15 protein-coding genes and 1 other annotated feature are annotated in these 17918 nt (G+C 38.6%); all 15 genes read right to left on the reverse strand.

Annotation, left to right across the window (positions count from 1 at the left end):
- Nucleotides 1–63: 63 nt before the first annotated feature.
- The 15 genes from alaS to LRP81_RS01050 all read right to left on the reverse strand — a co-directional run bounded on the left by alaS (nucleotide 64) and on the right by LRP81_RS01050 (nucleotide 17791).
- Complete coding sequence (alaS, locus tag LRP81_RS00980) at nucleotides 64–2697, reverse strand: alanine--tRNA ligase (RefSeq protein ID WP_230499364.1); 2634 nt, start codon at nucleotides 2695–2697, stop codon at nucleotides 64–66.
- 190 nt (nucleotides 2698–2887) lie between these two features.
- Nucleotides 2888–3113: a binding site (T-box leader), on the reverse strand.
- A 48-nt stretch (nucleotides 3114–3161) separates the two neighbouring features.
- Nucleotides 3162–4220: an AI-2E family transporter gene (locus LRP81_RS00985; RefSeq protein WP_230499365.1), complete on the reverse strand. Its 1059-nt coding sequence runs from the start codon at nucleotides 4218–4220 to the stop codon at nucleotides 3162–3164.
- A 57-nt stretch (nucleotides 4221–4277) separates the two neighbouring features.
- Nucleotides 4278–5618, reverse strand: a complete 1341-nt coding sequence (locus tag LRP81_RS00990; RefSeq protein WP_230499569.1) for an aspartate aminotransferase family protein — start codon at nucleotides 5616–5618, stop codon at nucleotides 4278–4280.
- A gap of 266 nt (nucleotides 5619–5884) precedes the next feature.
- Nucleotides 5885–7354 (reverse strand): CoA-acylating methylmalonate-semialdehyde dehydrogenase, encoded by a 1470-nt coding sequence (locus LRP81_RS00995; RefSeq protein ID WP_230499366.1) that lies wholly within the window; start codon nucleotides 7352–7354, stop codon nucleotides 5885–5887.
- 258 nt (nucleotides 7355–7612) lie between these two features.
- Nucleotides 7613–9220: a PucR family transcriptional regulator gene (locus LRP81_RS01000; RefSeq protein ID WP_230499367.1), complete on the reverse strand. Its 1608-nt coding sequence runs from the start codon at nucleotides 9218–9220 to the stop codon at nucleotides 7613–7615.
- A 138-nt stretch (nucleotides 9221–9358) separates the two neighbouring features.
- On the reverse strand, nucleotides 9359–9592 hold the full coding sequence (locus LRP81_RS01005) for a hypothetical protein (RefSeq protein WP_230499368.1): 234 nt from the start codon (nucleotides 9590–9592) through the stop codon (nucleotides 9359–9361).
- 68 nt (nucleotides 9593–9660) lie between these two features.
- Nucleotides 9661–9879, reverse strand: coding sequence for a hypothetical protein (locus LRP81_RS01010; RefSeq protein ID WP_230499369.1), 219 nt, complete (start codon nucleotides 9877–9879; stop codon nucleotides 9661–9663).
- Between the two features lie 16 nt (nucleotides 9880–9895).
- Nucleotides 9896–11362: an NCS1 family transporter gene (locus tag LRP81_RS01015; RefSeq protein ID WP_230499370.1), complete on the reverse strand. Its 1467-nt coding sequence runs from the start codon at nucleotides 11360–11362 to the stop codon at nucleotides 9896–9898.
- 115 nt (nucleotides 11363–11477) lie between these two features.
- The gene (gene hydA, locus LRP81_RS01020; protein ID WP_230499570.1) at nucleotides 11478–12902 is read right to left on the reverse strand and encodes a dihydropyrimidinase; all 1425 of its coding nucleotides are present in this window, start codon (nucleotides 12900–12902) and stop codon (nucleotides 11478–11480) included.
- A gap of 16 nt (nucleotides 12903–12918) precedes the next feature.
- Nucleotides 12919–14205, reverse strand: coding sequence for an NAD-dependent dihydropyrimidine dehydrogenase subunit PreA (gene preA / locus LRP81_RS01025; protein WP_230499371.1), 1287 nt, complete (start codon nucleotides 14203–14205; stop codon nucleotides 12919–12921).
- A 22-nt stretch (nucleotides 14206–14227) separates the two neighbouring features.
- Nucleotides 14228–15547: an NAD(P)-dependent oxidoreductase gene (locus tag LRP81_RS01030; protein WP_230499571.1), complete on the reverse strand. Its 1320-nt coding sequence runs from the start codon at nucleotides 15545–15547 to the stop codon at nucleotides 14228–14230.
- Between the two features lie 256 nt (nucleotides 15548–15803).
- The gene (locus tag LRP81_RS01035) at nucleotides 15804–16694 is read right to left on the reverse strand and encodes a nitrilase-related carbon-nitrogen hydrolase (protein WP_230499372.1); all 891 of its coding nucleotides are present in this window, start codon (nucleotides 16692–16694) and stop codon (nucleotides 15804–15806) included.
- 232 nt (nucleotides 16695–16926) lie between these two features.
- The gene (locus LRP81_RS01040; protein WP_230499373.1) at nucleotides 16927–17082 is read right to left on the reverse strand and encodes a YrzQ family protein; all 156 of its coding nucleotides are present in this window, start codon (nucleotides 17080–17082) and stop codon (nucleotides 16927–16929) included.
- Nucleotides 17083–17107: 25 nt separating this feature from the next.
- Nucleotides 17108–17302, reverse strand: coding sequence for a hypothetical protein (locus LRP81_RS01045; protein WP_230499572.1), 195 nt, complete (start codon nucleotides 17300–17302; stop codon nucleotides 17108–17110).
- A gap of 15 nt (nucleotides 17303–17317) precedes the next feature.
- A complete protein-coding gene (locus LRP81_RS01050) occupies nucleotides 17318–17791 on the reverse strand; it encodes a PRC-barrel domain-containing protein (RefSeq protein ID WP_230499374.1) in 474 nt (157 codons plus the stop codon).
- Nucleotides 17792–17918 lie beyond the last annotated feature (127 nt).

Consider the following 17918-nt stretch of genomic DNA (forward strand, 5'->3'; position numbering starts at 1 on the left):
AGACTTCTTTTTTCTATCTGCTTGTCAATTGTTACCTATATTGTACACCAAATGTCGGCAATGTTAAACGGATTTTATCCATTCTTCAACAGATTGTAATGCAGAATCGACTTGTTCCGGGTTTTTTCCACCTGCTTGGGCCATGTCTGGGCGACCGCCACCTCCACCACCGCAACGTGTAGCCACTTCCTTTACAACCTTACCAGCATGGTACCCTTTTTCAATCAGGTCTTTTGTAACTCCTGCAGAAATATTAACTTTTCCTTCTTGTACACTTGCAAGTACTATGATACCAGAACCGAGCTTAGTTTTTAAATCATCCACCATCGTCCGGAGATTGTTCATATCAGTTCCTGCTACTTTACTCACGAGCATTTTTACACCATTTACCTCTTTCACTTTAGAAGTGAGGTTACCTGCTTCGATGTTTCCAAGCTTAGAAGCTAGTGATTGATTGTCTCTTTGCAATTCTTTCATATCCGTAAGCAAACCATCTATACGGACGATTACTTCCTGAGGCTTCGTCTTTAATTTCGCCGCTGCCTCTTTTAGAAGTAGGACTTGATCGTTCATTAATCGATATGCTGCTTCACCCGTTACAGCTTCTATTCGTCGTGTACCAGCACCGATACCAGATTCGGACATGATTTTAAACAAACCAATTACGGACGTATTTGGAACATGACAACCACCACATAGCTCAATACTGTAGTCAGCTACTTGTACAACACGAACGATATCGCCGTATTTTTCACCGAAAAGTGCCATTGCCCCCATTGCTTTCGCTTCTGTGATGCTTTTGTTCTCAATGTTTACATCAAGGCTTGCCCAAATTTTATCATTTACAATCGCTTCGATTCTTTCAATTTCTTCTTGTGTTACTTGACCAAAATGAGAAAAGTCAAAACGTAGTCGCTCTGCTGTTACTAATGACCCTGCCTGATTAACATGTGTTCCCAGTACATCTTTTAATGCCTGGTGAAGAATATGCGTTGCTGTATGGTTTTTGATGATATGCGCACGATTTTGTGCATGAACTTCCGCTTTTATAGCCTGTTCTCTATGAAGAGCCCCTTCTTCCACTACGATAGTGTGTAGGTTTTGTCCATTCGGTGCTTTTTGAACATCTTTTACGAAGCCTCTACCGGATTCCGTGACTACATATCCATGGTCAGCAATTTGCCCCCCACTTTCTGCATAAAACGGTGTTTCCGATAGAATAATTTGAACTTCGTCCCCTGCTTCAGCAGAATCAGATAGCTTTCCGTTTTTTACAATTACAGATAGAGTTGCTTCAGCTGTAAGATTATCATAACCGATGAATGAGCTCTCTGAGCGGATATCACCAAGAATACCTGACTGCACCTGCATGGAGTTGGAATCTTGGCGAGCAGAACGAGCACGGTCACGCTGCATATCCATCTCTTTTTCGAATCCTTCATGGTCGAGTGTCATTCCATGCTCTTCCACATATTCTTCTGTCAGTTCAACAGGGAAGCCGTATGTGTCATACAATCGGAATGCATCAACGCCTGAAACAACGGTAGTACCCTCTTGCTTTGCTTTCGCAATAACACTTGAAAGAATAATTAAACCTTCATTCAATGTTTCGTGAAAACGCTCTTCTTCTGTTTTAATAACACGTTGAATAAAGTCTTGTTTTCCTTTTACTTCTGGATAGAAATCAACCATAACTTCAGCCACAATCGGGACAAGTTCGAACATAAATGGTCGATTAATTCCGAGCTGTTTTGCATAGCGGACTGCTCTTCTTAATAAGCGGCGCAACACATATCCCCGACCTTCGTTAGATGGAAGTGCTCCATCGCCTACAGCAAATGTAACGGTACGGATATGGTCGGCTATTACTTTAAAAGCAACATCCTTTTCACTGTCTGCTCTGTATTTTTCACCAGAAACATTTTCAGTAGCCTCGATAATTGGAATGAAAAGATCTGTATCAAAGTTGGTTGGCACATCTTGAATGACAGATACCATACGTTCTAATCCCATACCAGTATCAATATTTTTCTTAGGTAAAGGAGTATACGTGTGATCTGGATTATGATTAAACTCTGAGAATACTAAGTTCCAAATTTCTAGGTATCGCTCATTTTCCCCACCTGGATATAATTCTGGATCGCTTTCATCACTTCCATAGCTATCCCCACGATCGTAGAAGATTTCAGTGTTCGGTCCACTTGGGCCTTCTCCAATATCCCAAAAATTACCTTCTAACCGTATAATTCTTTCAGCCGGTACCCCAATTACTTCGTTCCAGTATTTGTATGCTTCTTCATCTTCCGGATGAATCGTGACTGATAATTTTTCTGGATCAAATCCTATCCACTTTTCACTCGTTAAAAATTCCCAAGCCCAATCAATTGCTTCTTTTTTGAAATATTCACCGATAGAAAAGTTTCCTAGCATCTCAAAAAAAGTGTGGTGACGAGCGGTTTTCCCAACATTTTCAATATCATTTGTGCGAATTGATTTCTGTGCATTACAGATTCTTGGGTTTTGCGGAATTACTCGTCCATCAAAATATTTCTTTAGTGTTGCAACCCCGCTATTAATCCAAAGTAAAGATGGATCTTCATGAGGTACAAGAGATGCGCTTGGCTCGACTGCATGTCCTTTTTCCTTGAAAAAGTCCAAAAACATTTGGCGAACTTGAGCAGATGTTAGTTTTTTCATTTTTAGTCCTCCTTTTTATCAAAGGTTTTTTCACAAAAAAATTAGTTGCTTTTGCGCACTTATACTATTTGCATTTAGTTTAAAGGTAGGGAAAGCTTGCAAGCCTAATGCAGATACATAGTAATTGGTTGTTAGCAAACATCTTTTAGAAAAAAACCTTAGCAAAACATAAAAAACTCCCGTCCCCAATAACAGGGACGAGAGTGTTCTCGCGGTACCACCCTGATTATGACAATAAAGTCATCTCTCAGATTGCGTTAACGGTGCAAGCCGGCAGGATTTTACACTGCACTCCGGATTAGCTTTCTGTTACCCTTCATCCTAGAGTTCTTTCAGCCTTGGAACTCTTCTCTATTGAGCATGACTTACCCATTTAAGATGGTCTGTAACGTACTTGGATCCTTCTTTGAATTAATGATTATGTAGCTAGTATGTTTCGATTATATGCAAGAGAACAAAGCTTGTCAATGTTTGATGAAATGGGCACTAACATGTGTAAGAGTCACCTTCAACACAGCGAATACTGGGACAGCTAATATCAATCCTACCACTCCAGCTACTTCTCCGCCTATCAAAAGCGCTAAAATGATAAATACCGGATGAATATGAAGGCTTTTTCCAACTATTAATGGGGATAAGATATTTCCTTCAATAAATTGAAGAGAAAAGATAATGACGATAACGATTATTACCATTTTCACAGAGATGGTCGCAGCAATAATAACTGCAGGAAAGGCTCCAATAATTGGGCCAAAATAAGGAATCACATTTGTGACACCAATTATTGCCCCAAGGACCATCGGGTATTTCATCCCGCTTATCCACAAGCTTGCAGTTGCTAATATCCCTATTAATAAACAAACTGTAAGCTGGCCTCTTATATAGCTTCCTAAAGAGATATCAACATCTTTTAAGAATGCCATACCCGGTTCCCTCCACTTTCTTGGAGTTAGATACCACATGGTCTTTTTGACCTGATCAAAGTCTTTAAGTAAATAAAATACAATGAACGGAATGACAATCAGAATAAAAAATGAATTTAGTATTCCTTTTAGACCGGCAACCACTTTCGTCATAAGGTTTGATAGCATCGTTTCAAATTCATTGAAACTTTGTTCCACCCTATGGTGCATACCATCTGGCCAATTGGAAGTAGAATGATGGATTTGCTTGATCCATGAGCTATAGGTCTGTGCAAGGCGTGGGAAATTATCGGAGAGTTCCCACAGCTGATCGATAATGACAGGAATCCCCTTATAGCCTATCAATCCGATTCCACCGAAAAACAACAGATAAATTAACAGGATCGCAATCGGTCTTGACATACCACGATTATGCGTGTATTCGACTACTGGGTGTAGCAAATAAGTAATAAAAATACTTATAATAAACGGAATACTAATCTTGAAAATCACTTTGAAAATTGGTTGCCACAATGGACCTAATTTCAAAAATACATATAATATGATCATAACGAGTAGAAGTATAACAAGCCGTAACAGCCATTTCTTCTGTTTTTCCAAGAGAAACGCCTCCTACTCGTTATTCTCTATTTAGTTTATCGGAAATATACAGTGCTTTTACTTAAGTTCTGAAAGTGCTGAGGTTACCGTCCTAATCACAAATTGTAAGTCTTCATCTGTAATGGAAAGTGGCGGAGAAAGCGTTAGGACGTTATTGAACCCTGCTACAGTAGCACCGTTCTTTCCAATAATTAATCCTTTCCTTTTGCAGCTCGCAATAACTGCATTTATTTTTTCCATTTCTATCGGTTCCTTCGTTTTTTTATCTTTCACAAGCTCTATCCCTAGTAACAGCCCTTTCCCTCGTACATCTCCTACATGTGAAAATGCAGAAAGTTTAGATTTCAATTCGCTCAGAAGGATGGCGCCTTTTTCTGCAGATCGCTCAATCAACATTTCATTTTCCATTATTTCAAGATTTTTCAAAGCTAATGCACATGCAGCTGGACTACCTCCAAATGTGTTAACATGACGGAGATAGTCGTATTCTTCCTCCCCTTTAAACTGATCATAAATTTCCTTTTTTACTGCTGTAACAGAAAGAGGTAAATATGCACTTGTAATCCCTTTTGCCATCGTAATGATATCAGGACGCACACCATAATTCATGAATCCAAATTTTTTGCCGGTCCGGCCAAATCCACAAATTACCTCATCCACTATCAATAAAGCTCCATGCTTTTTACACACATCTGAAACTGCCTTCATATAACTTTCAGGAGGAGTAAGAATTCCTCCACCTGTAATAATTGGTTCCATAATCATCGCCGCAATGGTTTCACTCATTTCCCATGTCATCACTTGATCGACATCTTTGACACAGCGCATTTCCTTTGGGTCAGCTAAATGAGCGTCTTCCATCCTGTAAGTATCTGGAGGAGGAACATGGACAAATCCAGGTGCAAGTGGTTCATATTTATATTTACGTTGTGCTTGCCCTGTTGCGGCAAGGGACCCCATTGTGTTTCCATGATATGATCGGTACCTAGAGACTATTTTATATCTACTAGCATTTCCTTTTTGTGCATGATACTGTCTAGCAATCTTAAATGCAGTTTCATTTGCCTCCGATCCACTATTGGAAAAGAAAATAACATACTCTCCACCAAGCCATTCATTTAATTTTTCGGCAAGCTTTATTGCTGGAACATGACTGTGAGTGAGAGGAAAATAAGCAAGCTCTTTCAGCTGTTCATATGCTGCCTCAGCAAGTTCTACTCTTCCATATCCTATGTTTACACACCAAAGACCTGCCATTCCATCCAAATACCGATTTCCATCTATATCCGTTATCCATGCACCTTTTGCCTGTTTTACCACCATTGTAGACGAGGGGCTGTACGGCTTCATGGAGTGCCAGACGAAACGTTCATCTTGCGTAAACAAATGACTAGTCATTTCTTGATTTGTGTTTACCAATCTATTTCTCCTCCTTGAAAGAAGGCTAATAAAACAACCTCTTTTAATTTATTAAATGCTAAGGCTGTGTTCACAAACTATGTTGGTATTGCGTATCATTTAAGATACTCGAACAACTTTTACTGTCGTGCCCTTTTTCATCAAATTAGTATAGAGTAGTCTGCAAATTTTCTATTGGAAAGTTGGTAAATAGTCCAAAAATTACTTTTAAGACTTACTAGCAATCTCTTAGAAAAGAGCCGATGCTAAAAATCAAATCGGGATGTAATCACTTTTTTCTTTGTGAAAAAATTGACCCCATCTTTTCCGTTAACATGAAGGTCGCCATAAAACGAATCCTTCCAACCTGAAAAAGGGAAAAATGCCATCGTTGCAGGAACTCCTACATTAACACCAATCATTCCTGCATCTGCCTCTTCTCGGAACTGTCTTATAGCTTTGGCATCCTTTGTATAGATGGTTGCTCCGTTACCGTAGCGAGATTTCTCGATGTGTTCAAGTGCCTCATCCAAATCTTTTGCTCTTAGAACACTTAATACAGGAGCAAAAATCTCTTCCTTTGCAATTGTCATTTCCGGCGTTACGTGATCAAAAATAGTCGGTCCAAGAAAGTACCCTTCCTTAAGCTCATCCATTTCTTTTCTTCCATCTCTTACTAATGATGCACCCTCAGAAATACCCTGTTTTATATAACCAAGTACTTTTTCTCGGTGATTCTCTCTAATAACAGGGGTTAGTAAAACTTCTTCTTCCATGCCATTTCCGATGGTAAGTTCATTCGCTTTTTTCTTTAGTTCATCGATAAACTGGTTTTTATCATCATCTACAACTACAACTGCACTACATGCCATGCACCGTTGACCTGCACTGCCAAAAGCAGAGGTAAGAACATGTTGAGCAGCTTTCTCAATATTTGCATCCGGCATTACGACATGATGATTTTTAGCTCCTGACAAAGCTTGAACCCTTTTACCATTTTTAGCAGCAGTTTCATAAACGTGTTTAGCAACAGGCTGTGACCCAACAAAAGAAATAGCTTTTACGTCTTTATGATTTAATAACCCATTCACAACATCATGTGCACCGTGCACAATATTTAGAACTCCGTTTGGTGCGCCAGCTTCAATAAATAGTTCCACTAGCCTATTGGCAAGCAGAGGGGTTCGTTCTGAAGGTTTTAGGACAAATGTATTCCCACAAGCTATCGCAAGTGGAAACATCCATAACGGAACCATCATCGGGAAGTTAAACGGTGTTATTCCCCCTACCACTCCAAGAGGATAACGATACATGCTCGAATCTATTTCTTCTGCAATATTGGACAAAGACTCTCCCATCATCAAAGTAGGAGCACCTGCTGCAAACTCTACACATTCCAAACCGCGCTGCACTTCCCCATGAGCTTCCTTATAAGCTTTACCATTTTCCTGGACTATCAGTTTTGCTAGTTCATCATGATGCTTAGCTAGCAAATGATGATAGGCATACAATATTCGAGCACGCTTTGGCACTGGTGTACTTCTCCAAGTTTTAAAAGAGGTTTTTGCAGCTCTTACAGCTGCCTCCACATCTTCTTTTGTAGAAATTGGCACTTTTGCAAGACAAGCTTTTGTGGCAGGATTAATAACATCCAAGTACTCTACTCCGTTAGTCTGGACCCAGTTTCCATCAATAAAGTTCTTCAATACTACTGTTTCTTTTGAAGTGATAGTCATGTTCTTTCCTCCCTCTCCTTTCTTTTATTTTTGTACTTATGATTATTATCTGACAAATTTAAAAGGCTTTCATTAGACATAATGTAAAATGGATAGGGGGATGATTCTAACATTTTGATAATGAGTGAAAGAACTTCTTTCAATATCGGTAGTGTGACAAGGTAGTGTTAACACAAATTCTTATCCTTTTACAAATCTGATTAAGAGCTCATAAAAAAACAGCGGATTTATGAATGGCACAAATCGCGCTGAATAGTTTTATTGTGAGAAACTTTTACTTTCACCTTCTAAATAGGATGTGGTGGTATGCAAATATTCATACACCATAACCATAAACTCTATAACGAGACGCTTTTCAGCGATCATGAAATCCTCTCCTAATAAGGTTTCAAGTTTCTGAATTCGATGATAAAGTGTTTGCCTTACGATATAGAGTTTTCCTGCCGTTTCTTTTTTCGATCCATTACAAGCAAGATAAACTTTCAAGGTTTCAAGCAGTTTACCATTATGTTTTTGATCATATTTTATGACTGGCTCTAGGTACTCCATTACAAAGTCACGAAGATCATGGTGCCTTTGCATGAAGGATATTAACCGATAAATATGAAGATCTTCAAAACATGAAAAATCTTCATGCTCTAATAATTGCTCTTGTATTTGTAATGTTTCCATGGCAGATTGAAAGCTTTTAGAAAGGTGGTTTAGTTGCTGTACATATTTTCCAGCTGAAAGACGAATGAAAGTACATCCCTTTTTATCTTGCTGTTTTTCCAGTAACGATCTAACCCCCGTTCTCAAACGTTCCTTCCAATCTTTTTCATCTCTGCTATTTAACATAATGACAGTAAGGGTGTTTTTCATTTCTGTAAAAAAAACAGTAAATCCCAAATGTTCAAAGTTTGATCTGATTAATAATGTTAAGTACGTTTTATCCAATGGTGGGGATTTAGAATCTCTTTTTTTACAAAGTAGCACCATTGCACCTTTTGAAATAAAGCTTTCATTCCTCATGAGAAATTCACGAATGGACTCTTTTGTTTGTCCACCTTCCAACCAACTTCTAAGCCACTCACTTTCTTCTAATTTCCTTTTTTCTTCTACATAGAGCCCCCTTAATATATGCTGTGCTAGCGCTGTCAATGTTCTGTCCAATAGCAGATGATCAAATTCTGATATAGATCTTTCGTCCGTAAATATATGTACGATTCCATACTGTTTTTCCATGACAAAGACCGGTTGCTTCCAAGAGGATTTAGGAGAGTTAGCTGATTGAAGACGACAAATATATTTCTTACGGTCATGAATGGGTACATCTGGGATAAATAATCTTTCATGATTGCTATTTTCATAAATAATTTGTGCATTTATATGCTCGTGAAGATATGTTAATATCTCAAACTCATGGGTGATGGTTAAAAGTTTTTTATTTAAGGATTGAGAATAGTTTTCTAGTTGTGTAATCATTTGATATTGTTGATTAATAAGGACAGAATGAATATCTTGTGTGATATCTACAAAAGACACTTCTTGTTGAAAGAGGATAAGGGGGAAATGTTCTTTATTTGCAAAGTCTATTATTTCTTGTGGTATCTTGGGGATAAAAGCTCCTTTTTCTATGGCTAACCCTGCTGCTTTACAATTGATTAGCTGTTGAACAAACGAACGAAATTCGGAAGTATCTTTACCAAATGAAACACCAGTAGAGAGAATTAGTTCTTGTCCATTCAGTAGTTTTTCAATGTTAGTTACCTCCACCACGTGAACCCATTTCACATGTCGATCCATTCCTTTCTCACCAGCAACAATTTCTGCATTTTCAAATTGTGTTCGCTTCATAATATCTTGCAGTGACAGCATTACCTTCATTTTTTCACCCCTTAACGAAGTATGTAAATAATGTCCATATCATCATTATAACGAAAGATGAGTCATTATTTTGCTAAATAGTCAGACAAATTAACACAAAAGGTGACAAGTTATCCAAAACTTGTCACCTTCTGATGTTTAATTATTGATGGGAAAATAGAGTTGAATTTCCTGTACCATCTCTTCAAACTCTCCTTCATCATTGAAATCACTGGATTCCCAATTCTCTAAAATCCAATGCACTAGTTCTTCAGGAGAGTTAAAAAATTCACCACTTGAATCTGCCTTTCTAATGGTAAATCTGTTGTTGTCCTCATCAATGGTCACTTCACAAGGATACGCGCTCTCTTTACATTTCAATTGATATTCCATTTAAGAATACTCCTTCCACGAAGCAGTTTACATGATTTTATTCTCGTTAATGATAGTCTATGAGCATTTTATAAATTTTCTCTCCGCTGCTGTTTGATTAAAATAGAGGAGAAGTACTTTCTTGCGTCCGCATGTTTTATGTGAAGGGTTTCTTCCTGTTTTTCCTTGTTTTCAAGGACAAGAAATGCACCTTCTAAATTTTCTTCCACTACTTTTATACGAAACCCTTTATCTATAAAAAAATCTATTCTCTCTTTTTCTATAGCATATTGTTGGTTGTCACTCAAAAATTATTCCTCCTTTTTAACTAGTAAGCTCCTTTGGCTTTTCGTAATAGTCAGCTACTTCTTTGATGTCCCAATCTCTTCCTACCGTTATGCCTAAATACTTTTCATCGTCTGGATCCATTATTTCTGCTTGTTCATGTTTTCGGAAATACCAATATTTAGCCAATAGATAATAAAGCACTGCACCTACAACAAAACCTACTATGAACGAATAATTAGCGAGAAAGTAAGATGCTAACCCTCCGGCAAACCATGCGATAAATCCAGCAAGATTGAATCCTTTTGAATACTTGTACTGGCCATTATCTTCATAAAGGTCATGTACATTTACACGACGTTTTCTTAGTAAATAGTAATCTGCAAATAGGATTCCAACGATTGCAGAAAGAATCCCACCAACTATGAGTAAAACTTGAATAAGTATATCAAATAGATTCCAAGGTTGAACAACCGAACCAACAATCCCAGCTATGACTACCCCTGCCCAAAAGGGAACTTTAGGTCCCCCTACATTTGAAAAAATAGTGGCAGCAGGTATTAGGTTAGCAGCAGCATTAGTAGACCATTGCGCAAAAATGATCATCAATAATAACACACCAAGTACGATTCCAGATGCCGCTTCCTGAAGAGCAACAACTGGATCGTAGTTTGAAACTGCTATATATGAAACGCCGCCGATTGCTACCATAAAAGTTTGGGTAAGTGGTAATGCAATAACACTCCCAATAATGCTTGATTTATTGCGTCTTAGCCAGCTACTTTCATACTTTGGTGCTTTTATAAATCTCGATATGGAAGGCATGTCTGCAGCCAAGGTTGCCCAAAAACCCATATTGCTGAAAATGACAACCAAAAAAGCAGTAATTGCTGCGCCTCCTGTGACAGGACTTTCAATCCATGCCCACACATCTCTTCCTTGCTCCAAAGCTCTTTCCGATAAAGTAGTATACATCCAAGCAGAAATAATGATAATGATTGGAGCTGCGAGATCAGCAAAGCGCTCCACCGCTTTAATACCAAATGCAGTATTAAGTACTTGAACTGCAGCGAAGATTAAGAAGCAAACAAACCAATTGTTGAAGCCTGTTAGCGTAAACAAAATCGCATTCATGGCAGTTGCACCAAAGAAAGTATTAATTCCAAACCAGAATGATGCAGTTAACCCACGTATAATGGATGGAATATGAGTACCAATTGTACCAAAAGGAGCTCTCATATATACCGGAAAGGATAGGCCATGTTCTATCCCAATATCTCCTGTAATTGTCATACAAAGACCAATTGCAACACTCCCGATAATAGTGGCAAGAATCACCCAACCTAATGATAGATTTTGGACCCCTGCTCCCCCTATCGCAAATGCTGCAAGAACAACAGCCATACCAATCCACATTAAAGCAAAGCCAAGCGTACCAATTTTTCTTCGAGAATGTCCGATTGGCAAAAGATCAGGTGACTTTAAGTAACTTGATTTCTTCTCCATTTCCACACCTCATACAAAATTATTTCGATTGTATTTTGTTACAACAAATGCCTGACCTAAAAAAGAGGTCAAGCATATGGAGGTTGGCTGCAAATATAGTTTTAATGTTCGTGGTCTATATGGATATCGATTCGTTTCGTTTGAGTTCTTTTGTAACCCCATATTTTTTTCGCTTTATATATTCACCATGCCCAGCTTTTCCAACAAACTGTTTATCACGGATTACAAAGTTACCTCTTACTAAAACCGATACAGGTTCTCCTGTTATTTTCATCCCCTCAAATGCATTGTAATCTACCGCCATATGATGGGTGGATGCCGAGATTACTCTTTCTTTGTTTGGATCAAAAAGCACAATATCTGCATCTGCACCAACAGCAATCGTCCCTTTCTTGGGGAACATTCCAAAAAGCTTTGCTACACGTGTAGAAACTATATCAACAAATTGGTTTATAGTTATTCTTCCTTTATTCACTCCTTCTGAAAATAGGATGCTTACTCTATCTTCAATCATCGGTCCACCATTCGGAATTTTCGTAAAATCTCCCTTGCCCAAACTTTTTTGACCATTAAAATCAAAGGAGCATTGATCAGAACCAAGAGTTTGCAGTTGACCACTTTTCAATGCATTCCATAAAACACCTTGATTCCACTTTTCACGAAGAGGTGGAGACCAAACATATTTTGCTCCCTCAAAATCTGGTTTTTCCAGATAGCTTTGATCAAGCATCAAATATTGAGGACAGGTTTCACCCCAAATATCCACCCCTTTTCCCCTTGCTTCAGCTATTTTTTCCACTGCTTCAGCACAAGAGACATGCACGACATAAAGTTGGGAATTTGCAAGTTTTGTTAATTGTGCTGCACGGCCTGTTGCTTCTCCCTCTGCCTCTGGAGGTCTTGTAAGGGCATGGTATATTGGTTCTGTATTTCCTTTTTTTAAAGCTTCCTTTGTCAAATAATCAATTACATCTCCATTTTCTGCGTGCACCATCACTAGTGCTCCTTGTTCTTTGGCTACTTTCAGTGTATGGAAAAGGGTCGCATCATCCGCTTGAAATACATTCTTGTAAGCCATGAATACTTTAAATGATGTGATACCTTCTTTTTCTATTACTTCTGGAAGTTCTTTTAAGACGTTTTCGTTCATTTCACCAATCATTAAATGAAAGCTGTAATCAATGACGGATTTATCTTTTGATTTGTTATGCCAAGTTTGAATGGCATCATGAAGAGGTTTACCTTTTTCGGTTAAACAAAAATCAATAATGGAAGTTGTCCCACCGAATGCTGCAGCAATTGTTCCACTTTCAAAATCGTCCTTTGTAACAGTTCCTCCAAAAGGCATATCAAGATGTGTATGAGGATCAATCGCTCCAGGGAATACGTAGCACCCTTTTGCGTCAATCACTTCTGCACCTGGTGCGGATAAGTTATCTCCTATTGCTGAAATATGTTCACCTTCAATTAATATATCTGCTTCATACTGGTCACTTGCAGTTACGATTATTCCGTTCTTAATTAATTTTCTACCTGACATTTCTTTTCCATCTCCTTTATTTAACCGTATCCACTTCACTTTGCTTTAGTAATCCCAGCGCCGTTTGTCTTTCATTCCAAGTCATTGGTGGTTGTTCGTGAGGTAATTCTACCATTGTAATCGCATCCTCAACCGGACAAACAATAGAACACAGGTTACATCCAACACAATCCTCTTCTCTTACTTTTAGATAGGATTTACCTGAGGTATCCTTCAGCATATCAATACATTGATGGGATGTATCCTCGCAGGCAATATGACATTTATTACAGTTAATACAGGTGTCCTGATTGATTCGAGCTACAATTTTATAATTCAAATCTAAATTACCCCAATCTGAATAGTTAGGGACTGATTTACCTACTAGATCCATCACATTTGCTATTCCTTTTTCATCAAGGTAATTGTTCAACCCATCAATCATATCCTCCACTATTCGAAACCCATGGTGCATAGCTGCTGTACAAATCTGGACCCCTGTGGCACCCATTAGCATGAATTCCACTGCATTCTGCCAGTTGGAGACACCTCCCATTCCAGATATGGGAACACTGATTCTTTGGTTTCTCGCACATTCCCCTACCATGTTAAGGGCAATCGGTTTAACAGCTGGACCACAATAACCTCCATGTGCCCCTTTCCCTCCAACATGTGGAATTGTGTTCCAACTATCAAGGTCAACACCTGCCAAGCTATTAATCGTGTTAATCATACTAACAGCGTCAGCACCACCTCTTACTGCAGCTTCGGCAGTCACTGTTATGTCAGTAATATTTGGTGTCAATTTCACGATTACCGGCGTATTTGCAACTTCTTTTGCCCAAAATGTCTGTTTTTCCACAAGATCAGGAACTTGCCCAGACGCAGATCCCATTCCACGCTCGGCCATTCCATGGGGACAACCAAAGTTTAACTCCAATCCATCCACACCAACAGCTTCCACTTTCTTAACAATCTCATGCCATTTCTCTTGTTTCGGTTCTACCATTAATGATGCAATAAGGGCTCTATCTGGAAATTTCTTTTTTGTCTCTTCTATTTCTTTCAAATTCACATCAAGTGGCCGGTCGGTAATAAGCTCAATATTATTGAATCCTGCAACCCTTTGCCCATTAAAGCTAACTGCAGCAAATCTGGATGAAACATTGATAATCGGGTCACCTAACGTTTTCCAGACTGCCCCTCCCCAACCAGCTTCAAACGCTCTCTGTACTTGATAGCCTGAATTTGTGGGTGGTGCAGAAGCTAGCCAAAATGGATTTGGTGATTTTATTCCTGCAAAGTTTATTGATAAATCTGCCAAATTGTTCCCCCCTCACATTGAATTAAGCTGTTCCTATTTTCTTTTTTACGAGTTTTTCATAAAGAGCATAGGCAGTTTGCTTCCCTTGTTCAGCTGCAGTTACGACCATCGCCTCTCCTTGACCTTTTCCAAAAATTACATCACCACAGGCAAATACTTTCTCATTAGAAGTCTGATGGGTGATCGAATCAACAACCACCACACCTTCATTATGAGAAAGGTTGAACTGCTCAATCAAACTCATGTATCTTGTCTGACCAATCGCTTTTATTACCGCATCAACCTTCAATGTGAATTCCGAGCCCTCCACTTGAATGGGTCTTCTTCTCCCATCAGCATCTATATTTGATAATTTTATTTTGACGCATTCTATAGCAGTTACCTCTCCTTTTTCATTTCCTATAATGCGCTTTGGTGCTGTAAGCCATCGGAATTCCACCCCATCCTGCTTAGCAAATTCATATTCAAAGTCGTAAGCAGACATTTCTGCCTCTGTTCTGCGGTATAGAATCTTTACATTTTCTGCTCCAAGTCTTATCGAACAGGTAGCCCCATCAATTGCGGTATTTCCAGCACCGATTACAACAACATTTTTACCTTTAAAAGTGTCAGAAATGCCCTTTGTTTTCGTTGCCTTTACAAATTCGATTGCGTCATGTACCCCTGCTAATTGCTCTCCAGGTATACCTAACATCGGTACACTTGCCATCCCTACTGCTAATACAACAGCATCATATTGGGAGAGGAGTTCATTCACTTGAATATCCACTCCTACTTTTGTGTGTGTTAGGATTTCAACATCCAAACTTTTCACTTGTTCTACTTCCCAATAGGAGACACGCTTTGGAAGCCGAAAGGACACAATTCCATACGTATTTAACCCTCCAGCTTCTTTTTCTGCTTCAAATATGGTGACATGAAAACCTAGTAGTGCAAGTTCTCGTGCTGAGGATAAACCAGCTGGACCACCACCAACTACAGCCACCTTAAAACCATTGGAAGTTCCTTTTTGAAACAATACTTGCTCATTAGCTATCGCCCAGTCTGTTGCATAACGCTGTAAGTCACCAATGACGATTGGTTTTGTATGATGATTAAGGACACAAGCTCCTTCACATAACTCTTCTGTTGGGCAGACTCTTGAACAACTTGCTCCTACAGGGTTAGCGCTCATAATGGTTTTAGCAGATCCTTTTAAGTTTCCAGAAGCTATTTTCTTTATGAAAGAAGGGATATCTATACTTGTAGGGCAAGCGGTAATGCATGGGGCATCATAACAATATAAGCATCTATTGGCTTCTTCAACTGCTTCCGTATCTGTTAATCCAGGCTTCGCTTCCATGAAGTTTAAAGCCAAATTTTCGAGATCGATTCTTTTCGCCACACCTTTCACATATCCACACTCCTTATCTTTTTTTATAGAGGTGAAGCAAAGTGCCAGTAGTAACAACAGACAACTTTGCACATACTCTATGCCTGAATCTAAATTATTTCTAAGCGATTTTCCCTATATAAAAAGGTGACTTTAGTCGCCGGATGTGCCTAAAATTCTATCCCGGAATCAGGTACACAACTGCGAATAAGCCACCTTTTTTGTCTTACGGTAAAAGTGCTGTCATTTCTTCATATGTTTCTGGCCTTCTATCTCGATAGAACTGCCATACATCTCTCACTTCTCTTATTAATTTTTTATTCATTTCACCAATAATGACCTCATCTTTGTCTCTACTTCCTATAGACACAAAAGACCCTCTAGGATCAACAAGATAAGATTGGCCGTAAAACTCTCCCATTTTCCATGGACCTTCCACTCCAACTCTGTTGATTGCACCAACATAGTAACCATTTGCCACAGCATGTGCGGGTTGTTCAAGTTTCCATAAGTATTCAGACAAACCAGCTACAGTTGCAGAAGGATTAAAAATGATTTCCGCTCCCTTCAAACCAAGTAGTCTCGCGCCTTCTGGAAAATGTCGGTCATAACATATGTAGACCCCAATTTTCGCAAACGCTGTTTCAAATATTGGGTATCCTAGGTTTCCTGGCTTAAAATAGAATTTTTCCCAGAAACCATGCCCATTTTCTCCAACCCCCACTTGAGGAATGTGTTGCTTACGATATTTTCCTAAGTATTTTCCATCTGCGTCTATGACAGCAGCAGTATTATAATAAGTGGCAATACCCTCTCGCTCATATATTGGCAGTACAATGACCACTCCTAGTTCCTTGGCAAGTTCTTGAAACAGTTTAGTAGTAGGACCATTTGGAATTTCCTCTGCAGCTTCATACCACTTGGAATTCTGTTCACTACAGAAATATGGTCCATAAAAAATTTCTTGAAGGCATATAATTTGAGCTCCTTTTTCCTTTGCCTCCCGAACAAGTTTGATATGTTTTTCAATTGCAGCTTTTTTATGAACTTCGACTGCTTCTTTACCATCCACATCGTTAGAAGCTTGAATTAAACCAATCATCACTTTGTCGGACATTTATTAACCTCCTTTTGATGAAAGCTTTATTTGATTTTTTTGAATAATTAGAACTTTATGTTTATTCTACTTTTTTTAGGCTTGTTTTACACTATACATAATGTTAAATGATAGTCGGTGCAAACTTTCCAATATGTAAAATAGCTAGGTATGCTTTGAAGTGGATTTCTGATGACTTTAGCGCTTTCTTTTAACATATAAAAACCCGTTCCTCGAAAGGAACGGGATTCTATTAAGAAAACAATCGCTTCGCTTGTTTTCTGATTTTTTTCATATTTCGTTTGGAAGTCATATCTCCCAAGAAATTCTGCACATCATGGTTTCGACTAAGTCGTGTAGCAGCGGCACCGATGCCAATCATTAACAAGGATTTCATTGCTCTGTTCATGCGACTCACTCCCAACTGTTAGTTATTACATACTAATATGTCGATCGTCCTCATGAAACAAATCATCTAAAGAGCTGAGTGTACCATCTTCCTCTACTTGGTGCGTATGAACAATACCTTTTGAAATGGATAGTTCTATAAAACAACCCCAACAATAATATTGATTCACACCAATTTTGCCAATATCCTTACTTTTACAATTAGGACAAATAAGAGCCAATTCAGACACCTCACGTCAGGTTATTACAGAAACGACGACGGTATCTTTTCCAATAATTAAATCTGATGGAGACTTTACTACCTTTTTTCCTTCAGATAAATCAGCAAAAAAACCGTCCGTAACTTCATATCCTACGATTGTGCCCGTTTCTTCATCGAAATATACATCGTCTAACAGGCCAAGCTTATTTCCTTCCCCAGTAATAAAGGTCTTTCCCTTTATGCCATGGAAGTGATGAAAATATACTTGCCCGTTTTCTTTCGAGATAGGAGTTAAAAGATGTTTACTTACCATTATCCCATCTTCTCCAAAAGAATGAATGTAGTCGAAAGGAAGAAACTTCGCTCGATGGAATAAGCCTTTTCCATCCATAACTATGCCCTTTAGTTGTCCTGGTTCTTGCAAGCAAAAGTCCATCACTTTACCAATATTGTTTCCTGATGCAACGTCATAAATTAGCATCCCTACTACTCGAGAAAATGTTCTCAAAGACACCACCTCTTTTCGAACATTTATAGCTTTTGTTACAAAAAGTTAACTCATACTGCGAAAGGTTTTCCATTTGTAAATAGGTGAAAGAGAGTGAAAACAGGCTCTATATTTCCATGTTTGACCA

The organism is Sutcliffiella rhizosphaerae, assembly GCF_917563925.1.
Taxonomy (GTDB): Bacteria; Bacillota; Bacilli; order Bacillales; family Bacillaceae_I; genus Sutcliffiella_A; species Sutcliffiella_A rhizosphaerae.

What these genes read in the sequence shown, in the direction of transcription:
- hydA (WP_230499570.1), bottom strand. Translation starts at nt 12,902, where the DNA reads ATGTCAGGTAGAAAATTAATTAAGAACGGAATAATCGTAACTGCAAGT.
- LRP81_RS00995 (WP_230499366.1), bottom strand. Translation starts at nt 7,354, where the DNA reads ATGACTATCACTTCAAAAGAAACAGTAGTATTGAAGAACTTTATTGAT.
- alaS (WP_230499364.1), bottom strand. Translation starts at nt 2,697, where the DNA reads ATGAAAAAACTAACATCTGCTCAAGTTCGCCAAATGTTTTTGGACTTT.
- LRP81_RS01000 (WP_230499367.1), bottom strand. Translation starts at nt 9,220, where the DNA reads ATGAAGGTAATGCTGTCACTGCAAGATATTATGAAGCGAACACAATTT.
- LRP81_RS01040 (WP_230499373.1), bottom strand. Translation starts at nt 17,082, where the DNA reads ATGAACAGAGCAATGAAATCCTTGTTAATGATTGGCATCGGTGCCGCT.
- LRP81_RS01035 (WP_230499372.1), bottom strand. Translation starts at nt 16,694, where the DNA reads ATGTCCGACAAAGTGATGATTGGTTTAATTCAAGCTTCTAACGATGTG.
- LRP81_RS01030 (WP_230499571.1), bottom strand. Translation starts at nt 15,547, where the DNA reads ATGGAAGCGAAGCCTGGATTAACAGATACGGAAGCAGTTGAAGAAGCC.
- LRP81_RS01005 (WP_230499368.1), bottom strand. Translation starts at nt 9,592, where the DNA reads ATGGAATATCAATTGAAATGTAAAGAGAGCGCGTATCCTTGTGAAGTG.
- LRP81_RS01015 (WP_230499370.1), bottom strand. Translation starts at nt 11,362, where the DNA reads ATGGAGAAGAAATCAAGTTACTTAAAGTCACCTGATCTTTTGCCAATC.
- LRP81_RS00990 (WP_230499569.1), bottom strand. Translation starts at nt 5,618, where the DNA reads ATGACTAGTCATTTGTTTACGCAAGATGAACGTTTCGTCTGGCACTCC.